The 17,844-nt window shown below is 58.1% G+C and carries 12 protein-coding genes; 11 read left to right on the top strand and 1 reads right to left on the bottom strand.

What is annotated here, in order from left to right:
• The 11 genes from TSACC_RS11990 (at position 1) to TSACC_RS11940 (ending at position 16,330) form a co-directional block, all read left to right on the top strand.
• The gene (locus TSACC_RS11990) at positions 1-366 is read left to right on the top strand and encodes a sialidase family protein (RefSeq protein WP_075079512.1); all 366 of its coding nucleotides are present in this window, start codon (positions 1-3) and stop codon (positions 364-366) included.
• Between the two features lie 35 nt (positions 367-401).
• Positions 402-2,207: a sialidase family protein gene (locus TSACC_RS11985; RefSeq protein WP_075079511.1), complete on the top strand. Its 1,806-nt coding sequence runs from the start codon at positions 402-404 to the stop codon at positions 2,205-2,207.
• Positions 2,208-2,525: 318 nt separating this feature from the next.
• Entirely contained in the window at positions 2,526-5,123 is a 2,598-nt protein-coding gene (locus TSACC_RS11980; RefSeq protein ID WP_153811405.1) for a DUF3857 domain-containing protein, read from the top strand.
• A gap of 12 nt (positions 5,124-5,135) precedes the next feature.
• Entirely contained in the window at positions 5,136-6,152 is a 1,017-nt protein-coding gene (locus tag TSACC_RS11975) for an AAA family ATPase (protein ID WP_084400421.1), read from the top strand.
• Positions 6,153-6,158: 6 nt separating this feature from the next.
• The gene (locus TSACC_RS11970; protein ID WP_084400420.1) at positions 6,159-7,103 is read left to right on the top strand and encodes a DUF58 domain-containing protein; all 945 of its coding nucleotides are present in this window, start codon (positions 6,159-6,161) and stop codon (positions 7,101-7,103) included.
• Positions 7,100-9,064 carry a BatA domain-containing protein gene (locus TSACC_RS11965; protein WP_075079508.1) on the top strand — a complete coding sequence of 655 codons (1,965 nt, stop codon included), beginning with the start codon at positions 7,100-7,102 and terminating at the stop codon, positions 9,062-9,064. Before TSACC_RS11970 ends, TSACC_RS11965 begins: the two co-directional genes overlap by 4 nt.
• A gap of 4 nt (positions 9,065-9,068) precedes the next feature.
• Positions 9,069-12,128 (top strand): hypothetical protein, encoded by a 3,060-nt coding sequence (locus TSACC_RS11960; protein WP_075079507.1) that lies wholly within the window; start codon positions 9,069-9,071, stop codon positions 12,126-12,128.
• Positions 12,125-14,407 (top strand): hypothetical protein, encoded by a 2,283-nt coding sequence (locus TSACC_RS11955; protein ID WP_075079506.1) that lies wholly within the window; start codon positions 12,125-12,127, stop codon positions 14,405-14,407. Before TSACC_RS11960 ends, TSACC_RS11955 begins: the two co-directional genes overlap by 4 nt.
• 77 nt (positions 14,408-14,484) lie before the next feature.
• Positions 14,485-15,117, top strand: coding sequence for a DUF4159 domain-containing protein (locus TSACC_RS11950; protein WP_169809622.1), 633 nt, complete (start codon positions 14,485-14,487; stop codon positions 15,115-15,117).
• A 75-nt stretch (positions 15,118-15,192) separates the two neighbouring features.
• A complete protein-coding gene (locus TSACC_RS11945) occupies positions 15,193-15,960 on the top strand; it encodes a DUF4159 domain-containing protein (RefSeq protein ID WP_075079504.1) in 768 nt (255 codons plus the stop codon).
• A gap of 160 nt (positions 15,961-16,120) precedes the next feature.
• Entirely contained in the window at positions 16,121-16,330 is a 210-nt protein-coding gene (locus TSACC_RS11940) for a TOBE domain-containing protein (protein ID WP_075079503.1), read from the top strand.
• A gap of 103 nt (positions 16,331-16,433) precedes the next feature.
• Here the strand turns inward: TSACC_RS11940 and TSACC_RS11935 are convergent, their stop codons facing one another.
• The gene (locus TSACC_RS11935) at positions 16,434-17,723 is read right to left on the bottom strand and encodes a citrate synthase (protein ID WP_075080713.1); all 1,290 of its coding nucleotides are present in this window, start codon (positions 17,721-17,723) and stop codon (positions 16,434-16,436) included.
• Positions 17,724-17,844: the final 121 nt, after the last annotated feature.

Genomic DNA, 17,844 nt, shown 5'->3' with positions numbered 1-17,844 from the left:
ATGGTATCACCAACGGAGAAGCTCTCGCTCACACCGGCCAATACCCTCCACAGGCATCCACCCGCTGGTTTCGCCGAACGTGATTTTCAAGGCATTCCCGGCATCGAGTGGCTCCATGGCGGTACGCTTTGGGCCTGCTGTTATGGGGCGAGGCAGGCCTGGCATGGCGGCTTTCTCATCGACGAGCGTGAACACGTCTCCTACCCGAATTTTACGCAGGCCGCCGACGGCACAATCCACTTGATCTACGACCACGCACGGAACGTCTCGGGCGATATTCTCCATGTGGAGCTGACCGAGCATCAAATCCGCGAGGGACTTCCCGTGCTTCAGCGCGACGTCATGAACAGCTTCCAGCCAGCGTAACGCCCCGTCTGGCCAACCTCGATCCACCCATACTCATGTCTCCTGAAATCCTCGCGCTGGCCGACCAGGCTCTGGTTCCGCCGGTTCTCAATCTCGCACCGCTTCCTCGTTACGGATATGATCAGCTCGATTACGGGATGACCGTCGGAGTAGAACGCACGTACGGAGGTCGCCTTTGGGCCTCATGGATCGGCGGCGGCGACAACGAGAAAGCCTTTCTGGTAGTCGCCACCAGCGACGACGACGGGATTTGCTGGTCTGACCCTCGCCTGGTGATCGACGCTCACGACGAAAGTCTTCCGATGGCCCGTTCGGTAATAAGCGGCGTGCCATGGCTCGATCCTCAGGGGCGACTCTGGCTCTTCTTTTCACAGTCCATGGGGTACTACGATGGCCGCATGGGTATTTGGGCGGCACGTTGCGACGACCCCGATGCCGACTCACCGCAATGGACGCAACCCCAGCGACTCTGGCACGGCTTCGCCCTCAACAAACCCACCGTGCTCTCAACCGGTGAGTGGATGCTTCCCGCCGCGCTCTGGCCTCGTGACCTGATGAACTGCTCGATGGTAGAAAGCACATCGGAAGTATCCAGCCCATTTCTTGAGAGTTTTCATGAACTCGACCCATACCGGCTGGGCAACGTTATCGTTTCGAGCGATCTAGGCCGCACTTGGGAACGACGCGGGGGAGCCACTTTCCCCTGTGCGGTGGATTTCCTGGAGCAGATGATCGTGGAACGGCGAGATGGTTCACTCTGGATGATCGTGCGTACGCTCAAGGATGGCATGTGGCAAAGCGTGTCTCTTGACCGCGGCGCGACCTGGACCACTGGCGAGCCATGGCTGCCCCACGTTAACTCTCGGCACTTCATTCGCCGTCTTCCCTCGGGCCGTATCCTGCTCGTAAAGCATGGTGTGCCCGTGGACACACGTCCCCAGAGTCGCTCCCATCTCACCGCATACTTATCCGACGACGATGGCGTTACCTGGCAAGGTGGTCTCGTTCTCGATGAGCGCGAAGGTGTCAGCTATCCGGATGGAACCACCGCACCCGACGGTACGATCTACATCACCTATGATCGTAACCGCGACACCGACGGTGAAGTCCTGCTGGCACGTTTCACCGAGCTGGATGTTCTCACCAAATGTCTGGTCTCTCCCGGCGCGGTGCTGCGTCAACTCGTCAGCCGCCCCAATCCCCAAGCCGTGGAAACCCGCCACGCAGAGCGTAAATCTCTTCTGCTCCGCCGACTGATTGGCGACAGCGATATTTCTTTTGTATCCATCCCAAGCTGGCTTGCCTGGAACGGTGTTGGTTCCATCGAAATGGAAAAACTCAACATGAACAACGGCGGAGCGCTGCCAGCTCTTGCTCATCCGCTTCCTCCCGAAATCGGGCATAACCGCGATGTTCAATGGAAGGAACTCTTTCCGGTGGAATTCCGAAACGGAGTTGGTTCAGCTCACGCCGACCATAAGGGCGAAGGCTTCGTTTCCTTTGAAAGCATTTCCCCGGCGCTCGAAGGAAAGGTCGGCTACGCCCGTACGTTCGTGCATAGCGCGACCGAGCGCCCGGCCATTTTTCTGCTCGGCTGCGACTATTGGATGCAATTTCGTGTCAATGGAGAGTGCTTCATCGACCACAGTCGCGAGATTCGCCCCTCATGGACGCCCGAACCTCATGAGTTCCGCTGCGACGTACCACTCCGCGCAGGCTGGAATTTGCTCGAAGTCAAAGTTGCCTCCGGACAACAGGGGTTTGCCTTTGCCTGCCAAGTCGACGACTCCGGCGATTTGAAGTTTTCCAGTCAATCCTCGGCAAACGATCTCCGAGCCTGATCGAGGTTGATTCCGGAAACGACCATCCTTTCGGGAAACAGTCTGAGCAGGGACAACAGCCAAATAGCCTGCTGCAAAGTCTGACGCTGTCGGATTGACTAATTCCGGCTCTCTGATTCGCAATCCACAAGAATACCGTACTAGTACGACATCCCGCAAAACAAAGACCTTTGCAGCAAGGCGGCATTGTCACCGAAGTTCGAAAAAACGCCTATTCCCTCGGCTCAAAGAGCCGTTTCCATAGTACCGGGTGCCAGCGGCAAGATTCCGGGGATTATCGCTTGGTTTATAGCAGTGTTTCCCCTAGATACGCCCTTTGTGACTTCCCTCAAAAGCGTCGGCGCCTGTGTGGCGTGGCTCGGCTTGCTTTGCGTCACTTTCCTCCCGTCTTCATCCCCCGCAGCATCGCGCGCCCTGGTGGTTTCCGGATTGTCCGGCTCCTCAGCAAACTCGGAGGAATTCAACCGCCTCTCAGTGGAGACAAAACGACTATTGGTCGAACGAGGCATTCCCTTGGAGAATATCACCCAGCTTGGCGACAAGGCCAGCCGCGAGGATATCCTGAAGGCGCTGGCAGACGCCAAGGTGGCTGACGATGAGTTCTGGTTGGTTCTCTATGGTCATTCCGCACGCTCTCAGGGTGGTATTCCCGCCTTTCAAATCCGCGGTCCTCGGCTGACGGCAAACGATCTCAGGTCTTCACTGGACGCAATTCCGGCGCGACAGTTCATCCTCATCGGAACGAACGACAGCGGCAGCTTTTTACCCATTCTGCAAAGCTCACAGCGGTCGGTGGTCTCTGCCACCAAAATGGAGGCAGAGTCTGAACAACCCCGTTTTCCCGCAGCGTGGATCGAAGCTCTATCGGAAAACCCAAAAGCGTCTTTTCCGTGGATTGCCGCACGGGCTTCCCAACTCGTGTCAGAAGGGTACAAAAATGCCAGCCTTGCCCAAATCGAGCACGCCCGTCTCGCTGATCCGGTAACCGGCACAATCCTCGAGCCTCCTTTCGGAGTGAATCTTGACGCCAGACCGGAACTCGCAGTGACATCCGGAAACTTCCCCCCCACCGCAGCCGACATCGCCGATATCGAGGTCAAGATCACTGACCCAAATGCCCTGTGGGAGGATCAGCCAGCGACCGAGGAAACCAAAAAGCTTATTGCCGAGGCGAAGGCGATTCCCAATCCAGACGAGCACTCAGCCATCATGATGGACCAGATGGTAGGCCTGACCGTCGAGGAAGACCGCACGACGGATCGCAAGTTATTTCACCGGGTCTACCTCGTGCGTGAAGACGCCATTGCAGATTGGGCCAATGCATTTCTCCCTCAGTCACCGCCGATCGTCACGAGCAAGCTCGAGATCGCGAGGGTCATCCATCCCGATGGCTCAGCGACTGTCTTCAACCCGGCGAAACTGCCAGCGGCAACAGATTGTACCTCGGGAGTGTGCGGTGCCATGGCCATGGTCTACCTGCCAAAGGTGGAACCCGGCTGCATCGTCGAAATAGGCTACCGCGTCCGCCAGATGCTGAATGCCGCGCTGCCAGAGGTCACCGAGACTCTTCCGATTCAGCAAAAAATTCCCGCGCTCGCCACCCAGATCGAGATCAAGGTTCCCGAGAACAAGATCTATCATGTTGCACTCAAAAATTCCGATGTAACCCCGGAGGAATCCGTGGATCATGGGCGCAAGATTTTCCGATGGGCGCTCGGCCCCCAAAAGGCCGCCGAGTCCCTGCCGGGTGATCCACCTGCCTGCGAATGGGTAACCTGGCTGGGTGTCAGTTCGCTGCCGTCCTGGGAAAAGTTTGCAGTGTGGTATCGGCGTATTGCCGCCGGGTCCGACGCGGTCGACGATACCGTCCGCGAGACAGCCAGGGGCCTCGTAGCGACAGCCGAGACTCGGGAGGAAAAGATCCAGCGTTTGTTCGAGTTCGTCTCTGCCTTACGTTATGTCGCAGTCGAACTCGGCATCCAAGGCTTCCGTCCCCGCACTCCGGCACAGGTGCTGAACAATCGCTTCGGCGACTGCAAGGACAAGGCAAACCTCCTCATCGCCCTCCTGAGCGCCTCAGGGATCGAAGCGAATTTTGTCCTACTCAATCGCGGGAGCGCCACGGATGTAAGTCTGCCGAGCTGGCAGTTTAACCACGCCATCTGCTACGTACCCGGTGAAGGGAAAAACCCGGATCTTTGGCTGGATGCAACCGACAGCGTCACGCCATATGGCTATGTACCCCCCGGGGATGCAGGCCGCCAAGGATTTGTCATCGGCAAGGATAAGGCAGAATTCAAAGTCGTAGGCGGCAATCCCGAGACAAGCCTGCTATCCGACACCTGGGTGCTTGAACAGAACACGGAGGGAGGCTGGAGCGGATCATTTCAACGAACCGGCAAGGGGCTAGCAGAATATACTCTTCGAGAAAGGTTCCACGGACTCACTCCCGCCCAGAGACGTCAGGTCGTGTGTGCCTCCGTCTCAACTCTATGGCCAGGCAGTGATACTACCGGCGCAGAGATTTCCAATGTCAGCGCACTGGGGAAAACCGTGAAAGTCGAGGCTCGGGTTGCGTCCAGCGACTCAAAACTTCCACTGCCCGACTTTCCATGGCTTCAAGGATTCAGCGCCCCCGAGCGAGACCGACCGCTCCAGATCAATGATGGCCAGCCCTTCACAACCCGGCAGACCGTAAGGTTGACCTACCCCGACAGCGCTCCTCAATCCTTGCCCCCCCCGCTGATACTCTCTGCCGGCGGTCAAAACCTTGCCGTAACGTGGAAGCAAATCGACGCTCACACGATCGAACGCACCGCAATGGTCGAAATCAGGAAGCCTGTCATTTCTCCGGCTGAATACGCGGAGGTGCGCAAGGCTCTTCGCACATGGACCACATCCATCGCCGCTCGCTAGGTTTTTCTAAATATGACTACGTCAGCTCTCACTCCCTCCCAGCATGCCACGGACAACGATGTGGATATCCTCCGGACCGTACCGGCCCGTTATGCTCGTCTCGCAGAAGAACTCGGCAAGCGCATCATCGGCCAGGAGGAAACAATCCGCGATCTCTTCGTGGCTCTTGCCGTGCAAGGGCATGTCCTGATGATCGGCGTGCCAGGACTGGCAAAAACACTGCTCGTTCGCAGCCTGGCCGAGATCCTCGATCTGCCCTTTCAGCGCATCCAGTTCACTCCGGATCTCATGCCAAGCGATATTACCGGCACCGAAATCATCGATGAAACGGAACCTGGAAAACGCGCCTTCCGCTTCGTCCCAGGTCCCGTCTTCGCCAGTCTCCTCCTGGCGGATGAAATCAACCGTACCCCGCCAAAGACACAGGCGGCATTGCTCGAAGCGATGCAGGAACGCCACGTCACAGTAGCCGGCCAGACCTATGCGCTGCCGACACCCTTTTTCGTCCTCGCCACCCAGAACCCGATCGAGCAGGAAGGCACCTACCCCCTACCCGAAGCCCAACTCGACCGCTTCATGTTCAATCTTCGTATCGACTATCCCTCCCGAGCCGACGAGGTGCGCATCCTGATGGAGACCACCAGTACCAACGATACATCCCTCCAGACTGTATGGACGGGCCATGAAATGATCGCGCTTCAGCATGCGGTACGTCGCATCCCTGTCGTACAGTCGGTGGCTGAGTACGCCGTGTCGCTCGTCCAGGCCACGCGCCCTTCCGACAACTCCGCGCCTGACTTCGTAAAGCGCTACCTCCAGTGGGGCGCCGGGCCTCGCGCCTCCCAGTATCTCGCTCTCGCAGGCAAGGCATTTGCCGCACTCGAGGGTCGTTTTAATGTGGCTAAGGAAGACATCCGTCGCAGCGCAAAGCTCGTCCTGCGTCATCGTCTCATCACCAATTACCGCGCAGAGGCCGACAATGAGACGGCGGACACGATCATCGACCGCCTGCTGCAATCCATCAAATAGCCTCCGATGAGCGCCACCATGCAGCGACGTCGCTGGCCAGTGGATGCCGGGCCTCCGCCCGCCCTCCCGCCTTTGGACATGCAACTGCTCGCCGATTTACCGAGCCTGGAGCTGCGTGCCCGGTACATGGTGGAGGGTTTCCTGAGCGGCCAGCATCGCAGTCCGCAAAAGGGGTCCTCCGTGGAATTTGCGGAATATCGCAATTATCAACTCGGGGACGACCTCCGCCGTGCGGACTGGCGTCTCTATGGTCGAACTGATCGTCTACACATCAAGCAGTACGAAGAGGAGACTCAATTAAGAGTCTTCGTCGTGCTCGACGCGAGTGCATCGATGGATTTTCGCTCTCCCGCCGCTACGATGACCAAGGTGGAGTACGCCCGACTCGTCCTGGCGGGGCTCGGACTCATCGCCCAGCGCCAACGTGATGCGTTCGGCCTGGCAGTGGCGGGGAAGGAACTCGTCGACTATCTGCCTGCAAGGTCGTCGACTGCGCACTGGCGGCGATTTATCGGCAAGCTTACCGTTGTCAATCCCCGCGAGGGAACCGACCTCGGAACGTCGATGGAAAGCCTGGCCGAACTGATACCGCCACGCTCGCTCGTGGTTATCGCCAGCGATTTTTACGAGGACCTTCCGCTCCTGGACTCCGCTCTCCGGAGACTTGCCTACGATCATCACGAAGTCATCGGACTGCACGTGCTCGATCCGCAGGAAATCGACTTCGACATGGAAGACGGCGGGACGTTTATCGATGCGGAGTCCGGGACACGCCTAAAGCTCGATCCCGCCGCCGTGCGCGAGAATTACCTGCGCCGCTTTAACACCTTCTGCTCGGAGCTGGATCAGCTCTTTCGCTCCGTGGGCGGTGATCTTTCGCGCCTCCGCACGGACAAGCCACCCACAAGTGTGCTTGCCCGGTATCTGGCACAAAGGGACAACCGGTTATGAATTGGCTGCTGCCTGGATTTCTAGCCGGAGGCTTGCTGGTGGGGTTGCCGGTCGCTTTGCACTTTCTCCGTAGCAGACCCAAGACAGAGATCCGCTTTCCATCGCTTCGGTTCCTCGGGGAGTCCGCGCTCCGGGATACGCGCAAGCACCGCCTTCGCCGATGGCTCACGCTCGCGCTTCGCATGCTCGTGATCCTGCTCCTTGCCGGAGCGTTTGCGCGCCCCTTTTGGAAAAACAAACAGGCGGAGCACCAGACCGCGGTGCTTGTCGCCATCGACAACTCCATGAGCATGCAAACTGGCCAGCGCTGGGAAAAGCTTCGCCAGCAGGCCCTCTCCTCGCTCGATCAACTCGGTCCCGGCGACCAGGCCGGGCTGCTTATAATCAATCCGGCACCGCGCTGGCTGGTGCCTATGACCGCCGACCTTGCGACTGTCCGATCGACACTTCAGGAGATGAAGCCTGGGTTTGAAACCACCCGGTACCCGGCTGCGATGCGACTCGCTGCCGAAGCTCTCGCCGCTCAATCCGCACACAAAAAGATCCTCGTCTGGATGGCCGACGAGCAGCGTCTCGGCTGGCTCGGTGCTACCTTTGACCGATCGCTGCCTCCGGACATCGAAATTCAGTGCGGGGCAATAGAACCCCCTCCGGAACGACAGGCCTCAATCACCTCGACACGGTGGACCCCCAACCCAAAGGGAGGGACCATTGAACTCTCGATCCGGCTTTACAGCCCAGCCAGCGACGAAAGGCATATCGAGGTCCGATCTCGGGATACCGTGCTGGCAACCCAGAACGTGAAACTCGCGCAAAACGCGGAAAACAAAGTTCGCCTTCAGGTTCCCTTCCCGGCGAATCAGACCATCGAAGGCTTGAAGGTCACGATGACGCCAGATGCCCTGCCTGCCGACGACATCGCCTGGATCGTGGTGACACCTCCCACCTCATCAAAAGTGCTTAATGAACCTCCTCCCTCCGGGACCGACTTTCTCGCACATGCATTGGGGTCGACGCACAAGCTCAATGACAATCCCATGGAGGCCGTCGCCTTTCCAGAAAGCGATTGGCCTCAAGCATCAGTGGTTATCGCGCAGGGCGGAAAGCCCTTCTCCGAGCATTATCGTGCGAATCTCGATCGCTTCGCCAAGGGTGGCGGTGCCCTCTGGATCTTTATCGATGGATCACAGGAGCAACGCGACTGGCTCGCCCAGAGAGGCATCCATTTTGCGGAGAGAACGCCGGAGAACGACCCCTGGACGTTACGGGACTGGGACGCGGAAAGTCCACTGCTCTCCGCTTTTGGCAGTGATGGACTCTTCTCCCTCATGGATGTGGAGTTCTACCAAGGTTACGACCTCACAGGGGATGGTATCACTCCTGTGGCCAACTGGCCGGACGGCTCCGCCGCCATCGCCTCAGTAAGTTCCGGAGGTCAAAGATTCCTCATCTGTGGATTTCCACCCAGTCGCGAGGCGACAGACTGGATGGTCCGTCCTTCCTTTGTCCCTTTCGTTCATCAGGCTGTTCGCTGGCTCGCCTCGCTCAATTCCTCTGCTCGAGACTGGCGCATCGGCGAAATGATTCCATTGCCCTCGGAGAAAGGAACGTGGAAGACGATTGACTCATCCACGCAGGAACCACCCCGAGAGGTCTCCGGAGGTGTCCAGCCGCAGGCTCCGGGATTGTACGAGTATTCCGATGGCAAGAGCCGTGCATTGTATGCAGTCAACACCCCGGTCACCGAATCTGATCTCGCGCCATGGCCCGATGCCGACCTGCTTACCCGGCTCCAATCCCAACGACCCGGAGTCCCAGCCGAGCAGCACTCCCTTGCCGCCGGACCTATGGTGAGCGACGAGGTCGCCGAATCCCAGCAACGCCTGTGGTGGTGGCTCCTCGCAGCGTGCGCACTCGGTCTGCTCGCGGAAGTCGCCCTGGCAAATCGCACCTCTGCCTGACTTCATGCCTACTCACGACAGTTCCTCTTCTCCCTCGGCTCCGGAAGGAACGACCGGCAAGCTTTTGCACCAGCAATATCGCTGGATGAGAACCGGCAGGCCCCTGGTCGTCGCGGCTGCCGGATTGTTCGTCCTGCTCGTCCTTCTCTGGGTCTCCCATCCCGCCTTCTCCAAGGTCGAAAGGTGGGGGAGTCTCCCCATCTGGTGGAGCGCCTCTCTCCTCAGTCTCTTCGTCGTTTGTCTCGCTCTTTGGGTATTCCGTCGCCGCTCGCTCATAAAAACCGCCCGCCAGCTTGATGCCTCGCTCTCAGCAAAAAACCGTCTGGAGACGGTGACCGCTTTGCAGAATGTGAACGACCCCATCGCCAAGGCGCAACGGGAGGAAACGGCGAATTTCCTGAAACACGTCCCTCGTCGTTCGCCACGTAGGGCTCTGGCGAGCCTGGCAGCTCTCGTCATCGCGCTGATCATCGCGCATTTCGCCACGCTGATCATCTGGACTCAGCCGTGGGCCACCCTCGCGCAGCCCAAGACCGCCTCAGCGGCCCCCGCTCCCACACCATCCGTGCCAAAAGCGTCAATCATTTGGAAGTCGCCCAAATCGGAAACCAAGGCTGCACCGATTGAGGAGGTGCCCCTGGAGGCCGCGGCAGAATCCACCAGCGGACTGAGGGACCTTTCTCTGGAGATCTCCGTCAATGGCGATCCGCGCCTCAGCGTTCCCGTGTCGGTTGAAGCTCTGGAGAAGCCTGGCCGCACCAAGGTACTCACATCCCTCTTCCTTGATCAGATCGCCGTGGAACCGTTTGACATGGTGTCGTACTACCTCAAAGCGCAGCGCGTCGCCCCAACGACACTGCCTGCGACGGTCTCCCCCGTGCAGTTTGTTCAAGTGAAACCTTTCCGGGATGACGTCAAGGAACTGCCGGGAGGTACGGGCGAGTCAATATTCCCGCTCATCACCGCGATCAAGGTGGCCCAACTCAGATTGCTCAAGGAGAACTTCTTCCTTGCCAACGCGGAACTCGCCCGCACGAACCCTGTCTGGACGAAGGAAAATCAGCGGGTATCTGGTGAGCAAGCCCAGTTGGCCGCCAAGGTCGGCGAAGTCATCAAGAAGTTCATCGCGGAGGGCAAGCCGGCTAAAATCGTTGATCTCTTGAACGAAACGCATCCGCTGATGCAGCAGGCTTCAACGACAATCGCTGAAACGCAAAATGGGCCCGCTGCGAAGCTTCAGGGAAAGGCGCTCAGCCATATCACCGAGATCGAGAAGTTTCTGGTCAAAGTCATAGCCCGCGACGGCAAAACCTTTGGTAAGGAAAAGAACGTCAACGATCCCTTCCAAAAGCAGCAGGAGGTAGAACTCAAGCAGCGTTATGAAACTCAGGCTGGCGAACTGGAGCTTCTCGCCAAGGAGCAGCAACGTCTGTCCTCCGATCTCGACCAAACCAAAGATGCTGCCTCCGATCCGGGTCGCAACTCCCCGGCTCCCACCCCGATGCCAGATGGCAAACCGTCCAATCCAAATCGCTTCGATGGATCATTTGTCGAACGGCAAGCCCAGGTCAGCCAGCGCATTGCCGCTTCGCTCAACCAGACGCTCGCACCTTTTGAACCAGAGATCATGGAGCATCTCGCCAAGGCACATGACGAAACAAAGTCCACCCTACGACAACTCGATGCCGAAGACGTCCCGATGGCACGCGGCCCCGCGGCAAATGCCGCACATGAATTGAAACTCGCCGTAGAAGCAATGTTTCGCGCAGGCGAGCAGTCCGCCAAGGATGTCATTGCGAACGCGCTAAAGGAGCTGAATCAGGCGGGTTCCGAAGCGAAGAATGCACCGCAAAAGAGCTCCGATGATGCAGCCAAGGACGCAGCAAAAAAAGTCGCGGATCAAGTTGAACACTCCCGCCAGAAACTCGCTGAAGAAGCGCAACGGCAGCAGGACTCAGGATCTTCCGAAGCAGCGAAACGCCTTGCCGCTGCAGCCGCCGTATTGAACGACGGCAAACTCCGCGAGGAAATGAAGAAGCTCTACGATCAGCCTCGAGACCAGGCTCAGGCCAACAAAGTGAGCGAGCAATTGGCCAATACCGCCAACCGGCTTTCCAGTTCTCCTGGAACGCCTCGCCCCTCATCCGAAGATATCGCAAAGCTCATCGAGCGCATCGAGCGAAGTGCAGCCAACATGCGTCGCCTCGCATCTTCGCAACACGCCAATAATTCCGCATCGGACAGTGAAAGGCGGCGCTCCAAAGGCACGAAGCCCGGAAACGCCGAGCAAGTCCAGGGCAATCAACCGAGTCAAGGCAACCAACCGGGTCAAGGTAACCAACCGGGTCAAGGTAACCAACCGGGTCAAGGTAACCAACCGGGTCAAGGTAACCAAGCGGGTCAAGGTAACCAACCGGGTCAAGGTAACCAACCGGGTCAAGGTAACCAGCCGGGTCAGGGCAACCAGCCGGGTCAGGGCAACCAACCGGGTCAGGGCAACCAACCGGGTCAGGGAGAGGGCTCAGGTTCCGGCTCATCGTCTGAAATGACGGCAACAGGCAATCAACAGTCTGCCACATCGGATACAATCGCCTCGACAAAAGGAAACGGCAGCGCCTCCTCAGCTTCGGGAATTGGGTCCGGAGGCGGCAATGGTTTGAACCTTTCGAGTCACGGCGGCCCAGCAACTCCCAACCAGGATCGACTTGCACGCGAAGTTATCGAAGACCTCCGTGAAGAAATGATTGAGGCCGAACTGATCCTGCCACTCGATCCCACGGTGAAGGAAGTCCATAAGCTCTTCTGGGAAGACCCGCACACCTATGTTGGTCCATTTGCCCAAGTGGTTGCCGCATTCGATAAAATCGACGGCTCCCTAGACGAGATTGTCACATTGCTGCGCGCCCAACTTCAGCAGGTCCAGCGCCAACACAAGCTTGAGGCTCAAGACCCGGCCAAGGCTCCCGAGGCATACCGTGATGCCGTCGCAGATTACTTTGAACGCCTGTCCCGAGATTATATGAACGCTCCCCAGCCCGAGCCCTCGAAGGAGTCCAACCAATGAAGGCCGGGATGGAATGGCACTTCGGCGGCTGGCTTCACGGGCAGCAGCCCGTTCTCGCGTGGGGATTACTTGGGCTGATCGCCATCGTCGGTCTCGGGTTGATCACCCTTTCTTACCAGCGGACACTGCGCAAGCTCCCTACCCATGCGCGCTGGGGTCTGACTCTGCTCCGCACTGCGTTGCTTGCCGGGATATTGCTCTGCCTCGCTAATCCGGTGCGCGTCGACGATTCGGACAAGGACAAGAAAGCCGGACGCAAACTCGTCGTGCTGGTCGATCGCTCCGCCAGCATGGATGCGATAGACAATCGCCAGGAGACCCGGCTTGGAAATGCCCTGCGCGCCTGGCGACAACACAGCCCGGAAGCGAAGGAGAAATTTGATCAGATCGAATACATCCGCTTCAGCACGAACACGGAATCATTCCCAAACCTCGACGACGCGGCCAAGCAGGGCAAAGCAGGAGAAGAGACCCATCTCCTCGATGCAATCCAGCAAACCCTCGCAAGCTCTCCGGCAGCCATCGTCTGCCTGACCGATGGTCTCGATACCACTCAGAAAGACCCGTCGGAGATCACTTCCTTGGCTCAGCGCTCCGGCATTCCGCTATATTTCGTTGCTGCCAATAACCGGGCCCGGCCTGGCGAATTTCTCAATATCAAGGAAATCAAATCTCCCTCGCAGGTTTTGCGGCAAACCCGGTTTCCCGCTGCCGTCATCGTCGAGGCAGTAGCCGCCAGGGACACGGAGATCCCGGTAGAGCTCTGGAGCCGAGATCAAAAGCTGTCGGAATCAAAACTCAAGGTCCGGGCAGGCTGGAACTCGATCCCGTGGACCGTGGAGGTCGCGGCGGAAGAAATCGGTCCCATGCCATTGGAATTCCGCGTGGGAAGCCTCGACCGACAGGAATACTCAGCCAGCACAACCCGGATCATCGACAAAACGACTGTCGACATACTGTACTATCAGGGGGCACTGCAGTGGGGATATCGCTTTCTGCAAGCCGCTCTTCAGAGCGATCCGAGCTTCCAAATGGCCAGCATCCTCAACCCGGCGTTGGGAATGAAAATGACAGCTCCAGCACAAGGCCACGCTGTCCTCAATGACCTGCCTGAAAATGCTGATGAGCTGAAATCCTACCAGATTGTCGTCCTCGCCCATGCCTTTGCGGACCAGCTTTCCGACAAACAGCAACAAGCCTTGATCGAGTACGTACGAGGAGGAGGAGGGATCCTTTTTATCACGCCGGATAGCAATGCTTCGCAGGACTTTGCGGGTACCGCGATAGAAGAAATGCTGCCCGTGGTCTTCGAACGGCGTCATCGTGTATCTCAGGAGGATGCCGCAGCCCAGACGTTTCAGCTTCACATGCAGGCGATCGGCGGAGCGAGGTCGCCGGACGAGACCGCTTTCGCAGAGGAAGCCATGAGCCGACAGGAGATCGAGCCACTCACTCCCTTTGCCGCACTGCGCTCCTCTTCACGAGCGAAACTCTTCGCTCCCGGCCCAAATGCTCCACAGTTCAGCGAATACGCAAAGGTGCTCTGTGCCAAGCCCGGCGCTGAGATCATCGCCGTACACCCGCGCGATCGCTCGCCCAACGGCACACCTCGAGTGCTCATCGCCCGTCAGCAATTCGGCCAGGGGTTTGCAGCCGCGATGACCACCGACCTGCTCTGGCGATGGAAACTCTCTCTGCCCAGCTCTGCCCGCAATGCAGAGACTTTCTGGCAACAATTCATGTTGTCTCTCGCCTCCAAGACCCCTGGCCAGGGACTGAGAATCGTCCGACTCGGAGATAGCCCATCGCTCTCGCGTCCAGTCACCGTACGTGTCGAGGGCTCGGACCATGGGGAACCTCCGAAAATCTCCGCCACCACTCCCCGCGGGGTAGCGCTCCCGCTCGTCGCGCGTGGAAGCAACTCAAAAGGCACATGGGATGCCAGCTTCACCCCGGATCAGGAAGGCCGCTGGGAGATCGCGGCCGAGAACAGTTCAGGCGACATTGCCCGCATTTCGCTCCCCGTCTCCCAGCAGGGAAAAACGGTTGAGACAGTCAATACACCAGCCGATATCGAAGGCATGCGTCAACTCGCCGAGGCGACCGGCGGCACCTTGATCGACAAGGACTCCGCAGCATTCCCCTCACCTTCCGGTGACTCTCGATCGATGGATAGCAAGAGAACCCGCCCTCTCTGGGACGAGTCTTCGCTCCTCCTTTTGCTCCTCGGTTTCTATGCGACGGAGTTGGTCACCCGACGCTGTTACCGCCTGCTGTGATGAGCCGGCTTCTGACATGCCTCTGTCTCCTCTCGCTGGGAGTTCTCAGTTCCGCCCGGTCCACTGATTTTTCCAAAATGCGGGCAGACCGAGTCGGCTGGGCCAGACTCCAGACGCCAAGCCCGCACTGGAAACGGCATTCGGGTAGTGATCCCGTGCTGGCACAGTTCATCCGAGAGAACACCAGCCTCAACATGGATCCCACATGGTATGCCGCGGATGTGGAAAACCTGCAGGATCTTTGCCGATACCCCATGCTGTTTTCCCAAGGCATCGGAGCGGTCGACAACAGCAAGGCCCGCCTCAATCTCGCCGAATACATCCACAGGGGCGGCTTCCTCTTGATCGATGCCTGCATCAACCGGAATGTGACCGCAGATCCCGATGCCTTCCTCGCCGATCAGATCCGCGTATTGACGGCAATCCTACCCGACTGTGAGGTGGTTCCGCTCAAGCCTGACCACGATGTCTTTCACTGTTTCTTTCAAATTCCGGGAGGCATTCCGCCCCACATGTATTGCGACAATATTTACGATGCGCGATGGGCCAGACATGGCCTCTATGGCATCATGCTCGGTTCCCGCATGGCGGGTATCATCAGCCTCAGCGGACTTCAATGCGGCTGGGATCGCATGATCTCTCCGCCGGGCCTTCCAGAGGCCTGCATGCGAATGCTGGTAAATATCTATGCTTACGCAATGCTCCAGTGAGACTAAGATTGACCGGCTAAGCTTTCACTCATATCCACCCTTGTTTTCGAAAAATTCCAGACTAGGTTCCCAACCATGAGCGACGAAATCAGCCGTCAGCAATTTCTGAAGCTTCTATCCGCCGGTGGCGCCTCGCTCTTCGGGTTGTCCGCCGGGCTTTTCGGCCAGGAGAATCGGGGGCCGATCTCCCCCTGGGCTCGCCTGAAGTATCCCGGACGCAATGGCGACAACGATGACTGGAACGTGCATCCCAATGGCGACCTGAATCTCATCGACGCCATGCAGGACCAGACAACCTTGAACTTTGACAAGCGCTGGAACGTGGCGGAGGTGGATAAGCTGACGACGCTAACCCCCTTCCCGTTTCTCTTCATGCATGGGGACGTCGCTCCGGAACTCGACGACACCGAGCGGGCCAACCTGCGTGAGTACCTCCTCCGGGGAGGATTCCTTTTTGCGGAGGACTGCGTAAACGGCAAGCGCCACCATGGCAGCTTGAACGACGAGTTTTTCACGCAGATGGTGGATGAAGTGCCGAAGATTTTTCCGGATGCCAAGCTGGAGCGTCTGCCTTACGACCATCCGGTCTTCCACTGCTATTATCACTTTTACTCGGGCCAGCCTCACATGCAGGGGCAGCAGCACGGCCTTCACGGCGTCACCGTCAACGGGCGGCTGGTCATGCTGCTTTCTCCCTCCGACACGCATTGCGGATGGACCAATGGCGACCGCTGGTTCGGTACCGGCAAGCAGATGGAGGCCTTCAAGATGGGCTGCAACATCTACCTGTACGCCATGACCCAGCAGGGTAGCATCATCTCCGATGTCCAGAAAGCTGGCTAGACACCGGCGGAGCAACTGGTGAAGGCCTCCTTCCGATGGTGGCTTGAGCGCTGCCGGGATTCTGTTACTCTTTTCGGCGTCATCGAGTTCGTCTCGGCATTTCGTACCAGCCGACCTCACGAACTCGGCAAGCAACCGTCAGACAGAGAAATCAAAGACAATGAAACTCAGCGCCCGCAACGTTCTGCCCGGCAAAGTCGTTAGCATCAAGGAAGGCCCCGCCACCACTCTCGTGAAAATCGAAGTGGCTCCCGGCCTGGTCATCTCCTCCAGCATCACGACCGAAGGGGCAGAAGAACTCAACCTCAAGGAAGGCTCGACTGCCTACGCCGTAATCAAGGCTTCGAGCGTTTTGCTCGCCGTCGAGTAATCTCTTCCCAAACACAACTCCGGCCCATAAACACCGGAGGTTTTCTCCCATTTTCCACCATCAGACATGCTGCCTCCTGGCAGCATGTCTGTGCGGAAAACACTTATTTCCGCTCCTCCATCGGAGTGTAGGACCGGATCGTCGGCCCGACGTAGACCTGACGCGGGCGGTAAATACGGCTCCCCTCCTCCTCGCGGATCTCTTTGAAGTTCGCAATCCATCCCGGCATACGGCCGATGGCAAACATCACGGTGAACATCTCGGTTGGGATGCCCAGCGCTCGCAGGATGATGCCGCTGTAGAAGTCCACGTTGGGATATAGTTTTCGCTCCACAAAGTAGCTGTCGCCCAAGGCGGCCTCTTCGAGCTTTTTCGCAATATCGAGGAGCGGGTCCTTGATGTGCAAGGTCTCCAGCAGGATGTCGCACTGCCGTTTGATGATCTTTGCACGAGGATCGTGGTTCTTGTAAACGCGATGGCCAAAGCCCATCAGGCGCTTGCCGCTGTTCTTGTCCTTAGCGGCCTGGATGAACTTCGAGCCGTCATCACCGCTCTGGTGGATCTCCTGGAGCATTTCCAGCACCGCCTGGTTGGCCCCGCCATGAAGCGGCCCCCAAAGCGCACATACCCCCGCCGCTGCCGAGGCAAAGAGGTTGGCCCGGCTGGAGGCCACCATGCGCACAGTCGAGGTGGAGCAGTTCTGCTCGTGGTCAGCATGCAGGAGAAAAATGAGGTCCAGCGCACGAACCACCTCCACCTTCAACTCATAATCCTCATACGGATCCGAGAACATCATATGGAGAAAGTTGGCCGAGTACTTGTAGGCCTTCTTGGGATAAATGATCGGAAGCCCCTTGGACTTGCGATAAGAGAAGGCCGCAATCGTGCGAACCTGCGAAATCAACTGCGCGACCTGCAGATCGAACTGCGAGACCTCTTCGTCCGCGAATAGGCTGGGGTTGAAACATCCGCAGGCGTTGATCATTGAGGACAGAATACCCATCGGATGCGCATGCGGCGGGAATCCCTCGAAATGGAACTTCATGTCCTCGTGCAGCATCTGGTTCAAGGTCAACAAGTCCGAAAACTTGCGGAGCTGATCATGTGTCGGCAGTTCGCCGTAAATGATCAGATACGCCGTCTCGACAAAATTCGAGCGTTCCGCCAGCTGCTCAATCGGAATTCCCCGGTATCGCAGGATGCCACGGTCTCCATCGATGAAGGTGATGGCGCTTTTGCAGGAGCCAGTATTTCCATATCCATCATCCAGCGTGATGTACCCGGTCTGGTCACGGAGCTTGGAAATGTCTACGGCGTGTTCCCCCTCGGTTCCGACAAGAACAGGGAGGTTCACCACTTTATCGTCAAGTTTCAGTTCTGCGGTCGGAGTCATGGCAATTTCAGTCATACCGAAAAAAATGCGTTCGGCCACCGCAATTCCGCCAAATTCCGAGCAGTTATTTTTTCGTAAAAAATGGCACTGAAACAAATTCTCTGGACGCATCACGCAACCA

The organism is Terrimicrobium sacchariphilum, assembly GCF_001613545.1.
GTDB lineage: Bacteria > Verrucomicrobiota > Verrucomicrobiia > Chthoniobacterales > Terrimicrobiaceae > Terrimicrobium > Terrimicrobium sacchariphilum.
Note: the sequence above shows the minus strand (reverse complement) of the source record. Positions and strands in the feature narration are given on the sequence as shown.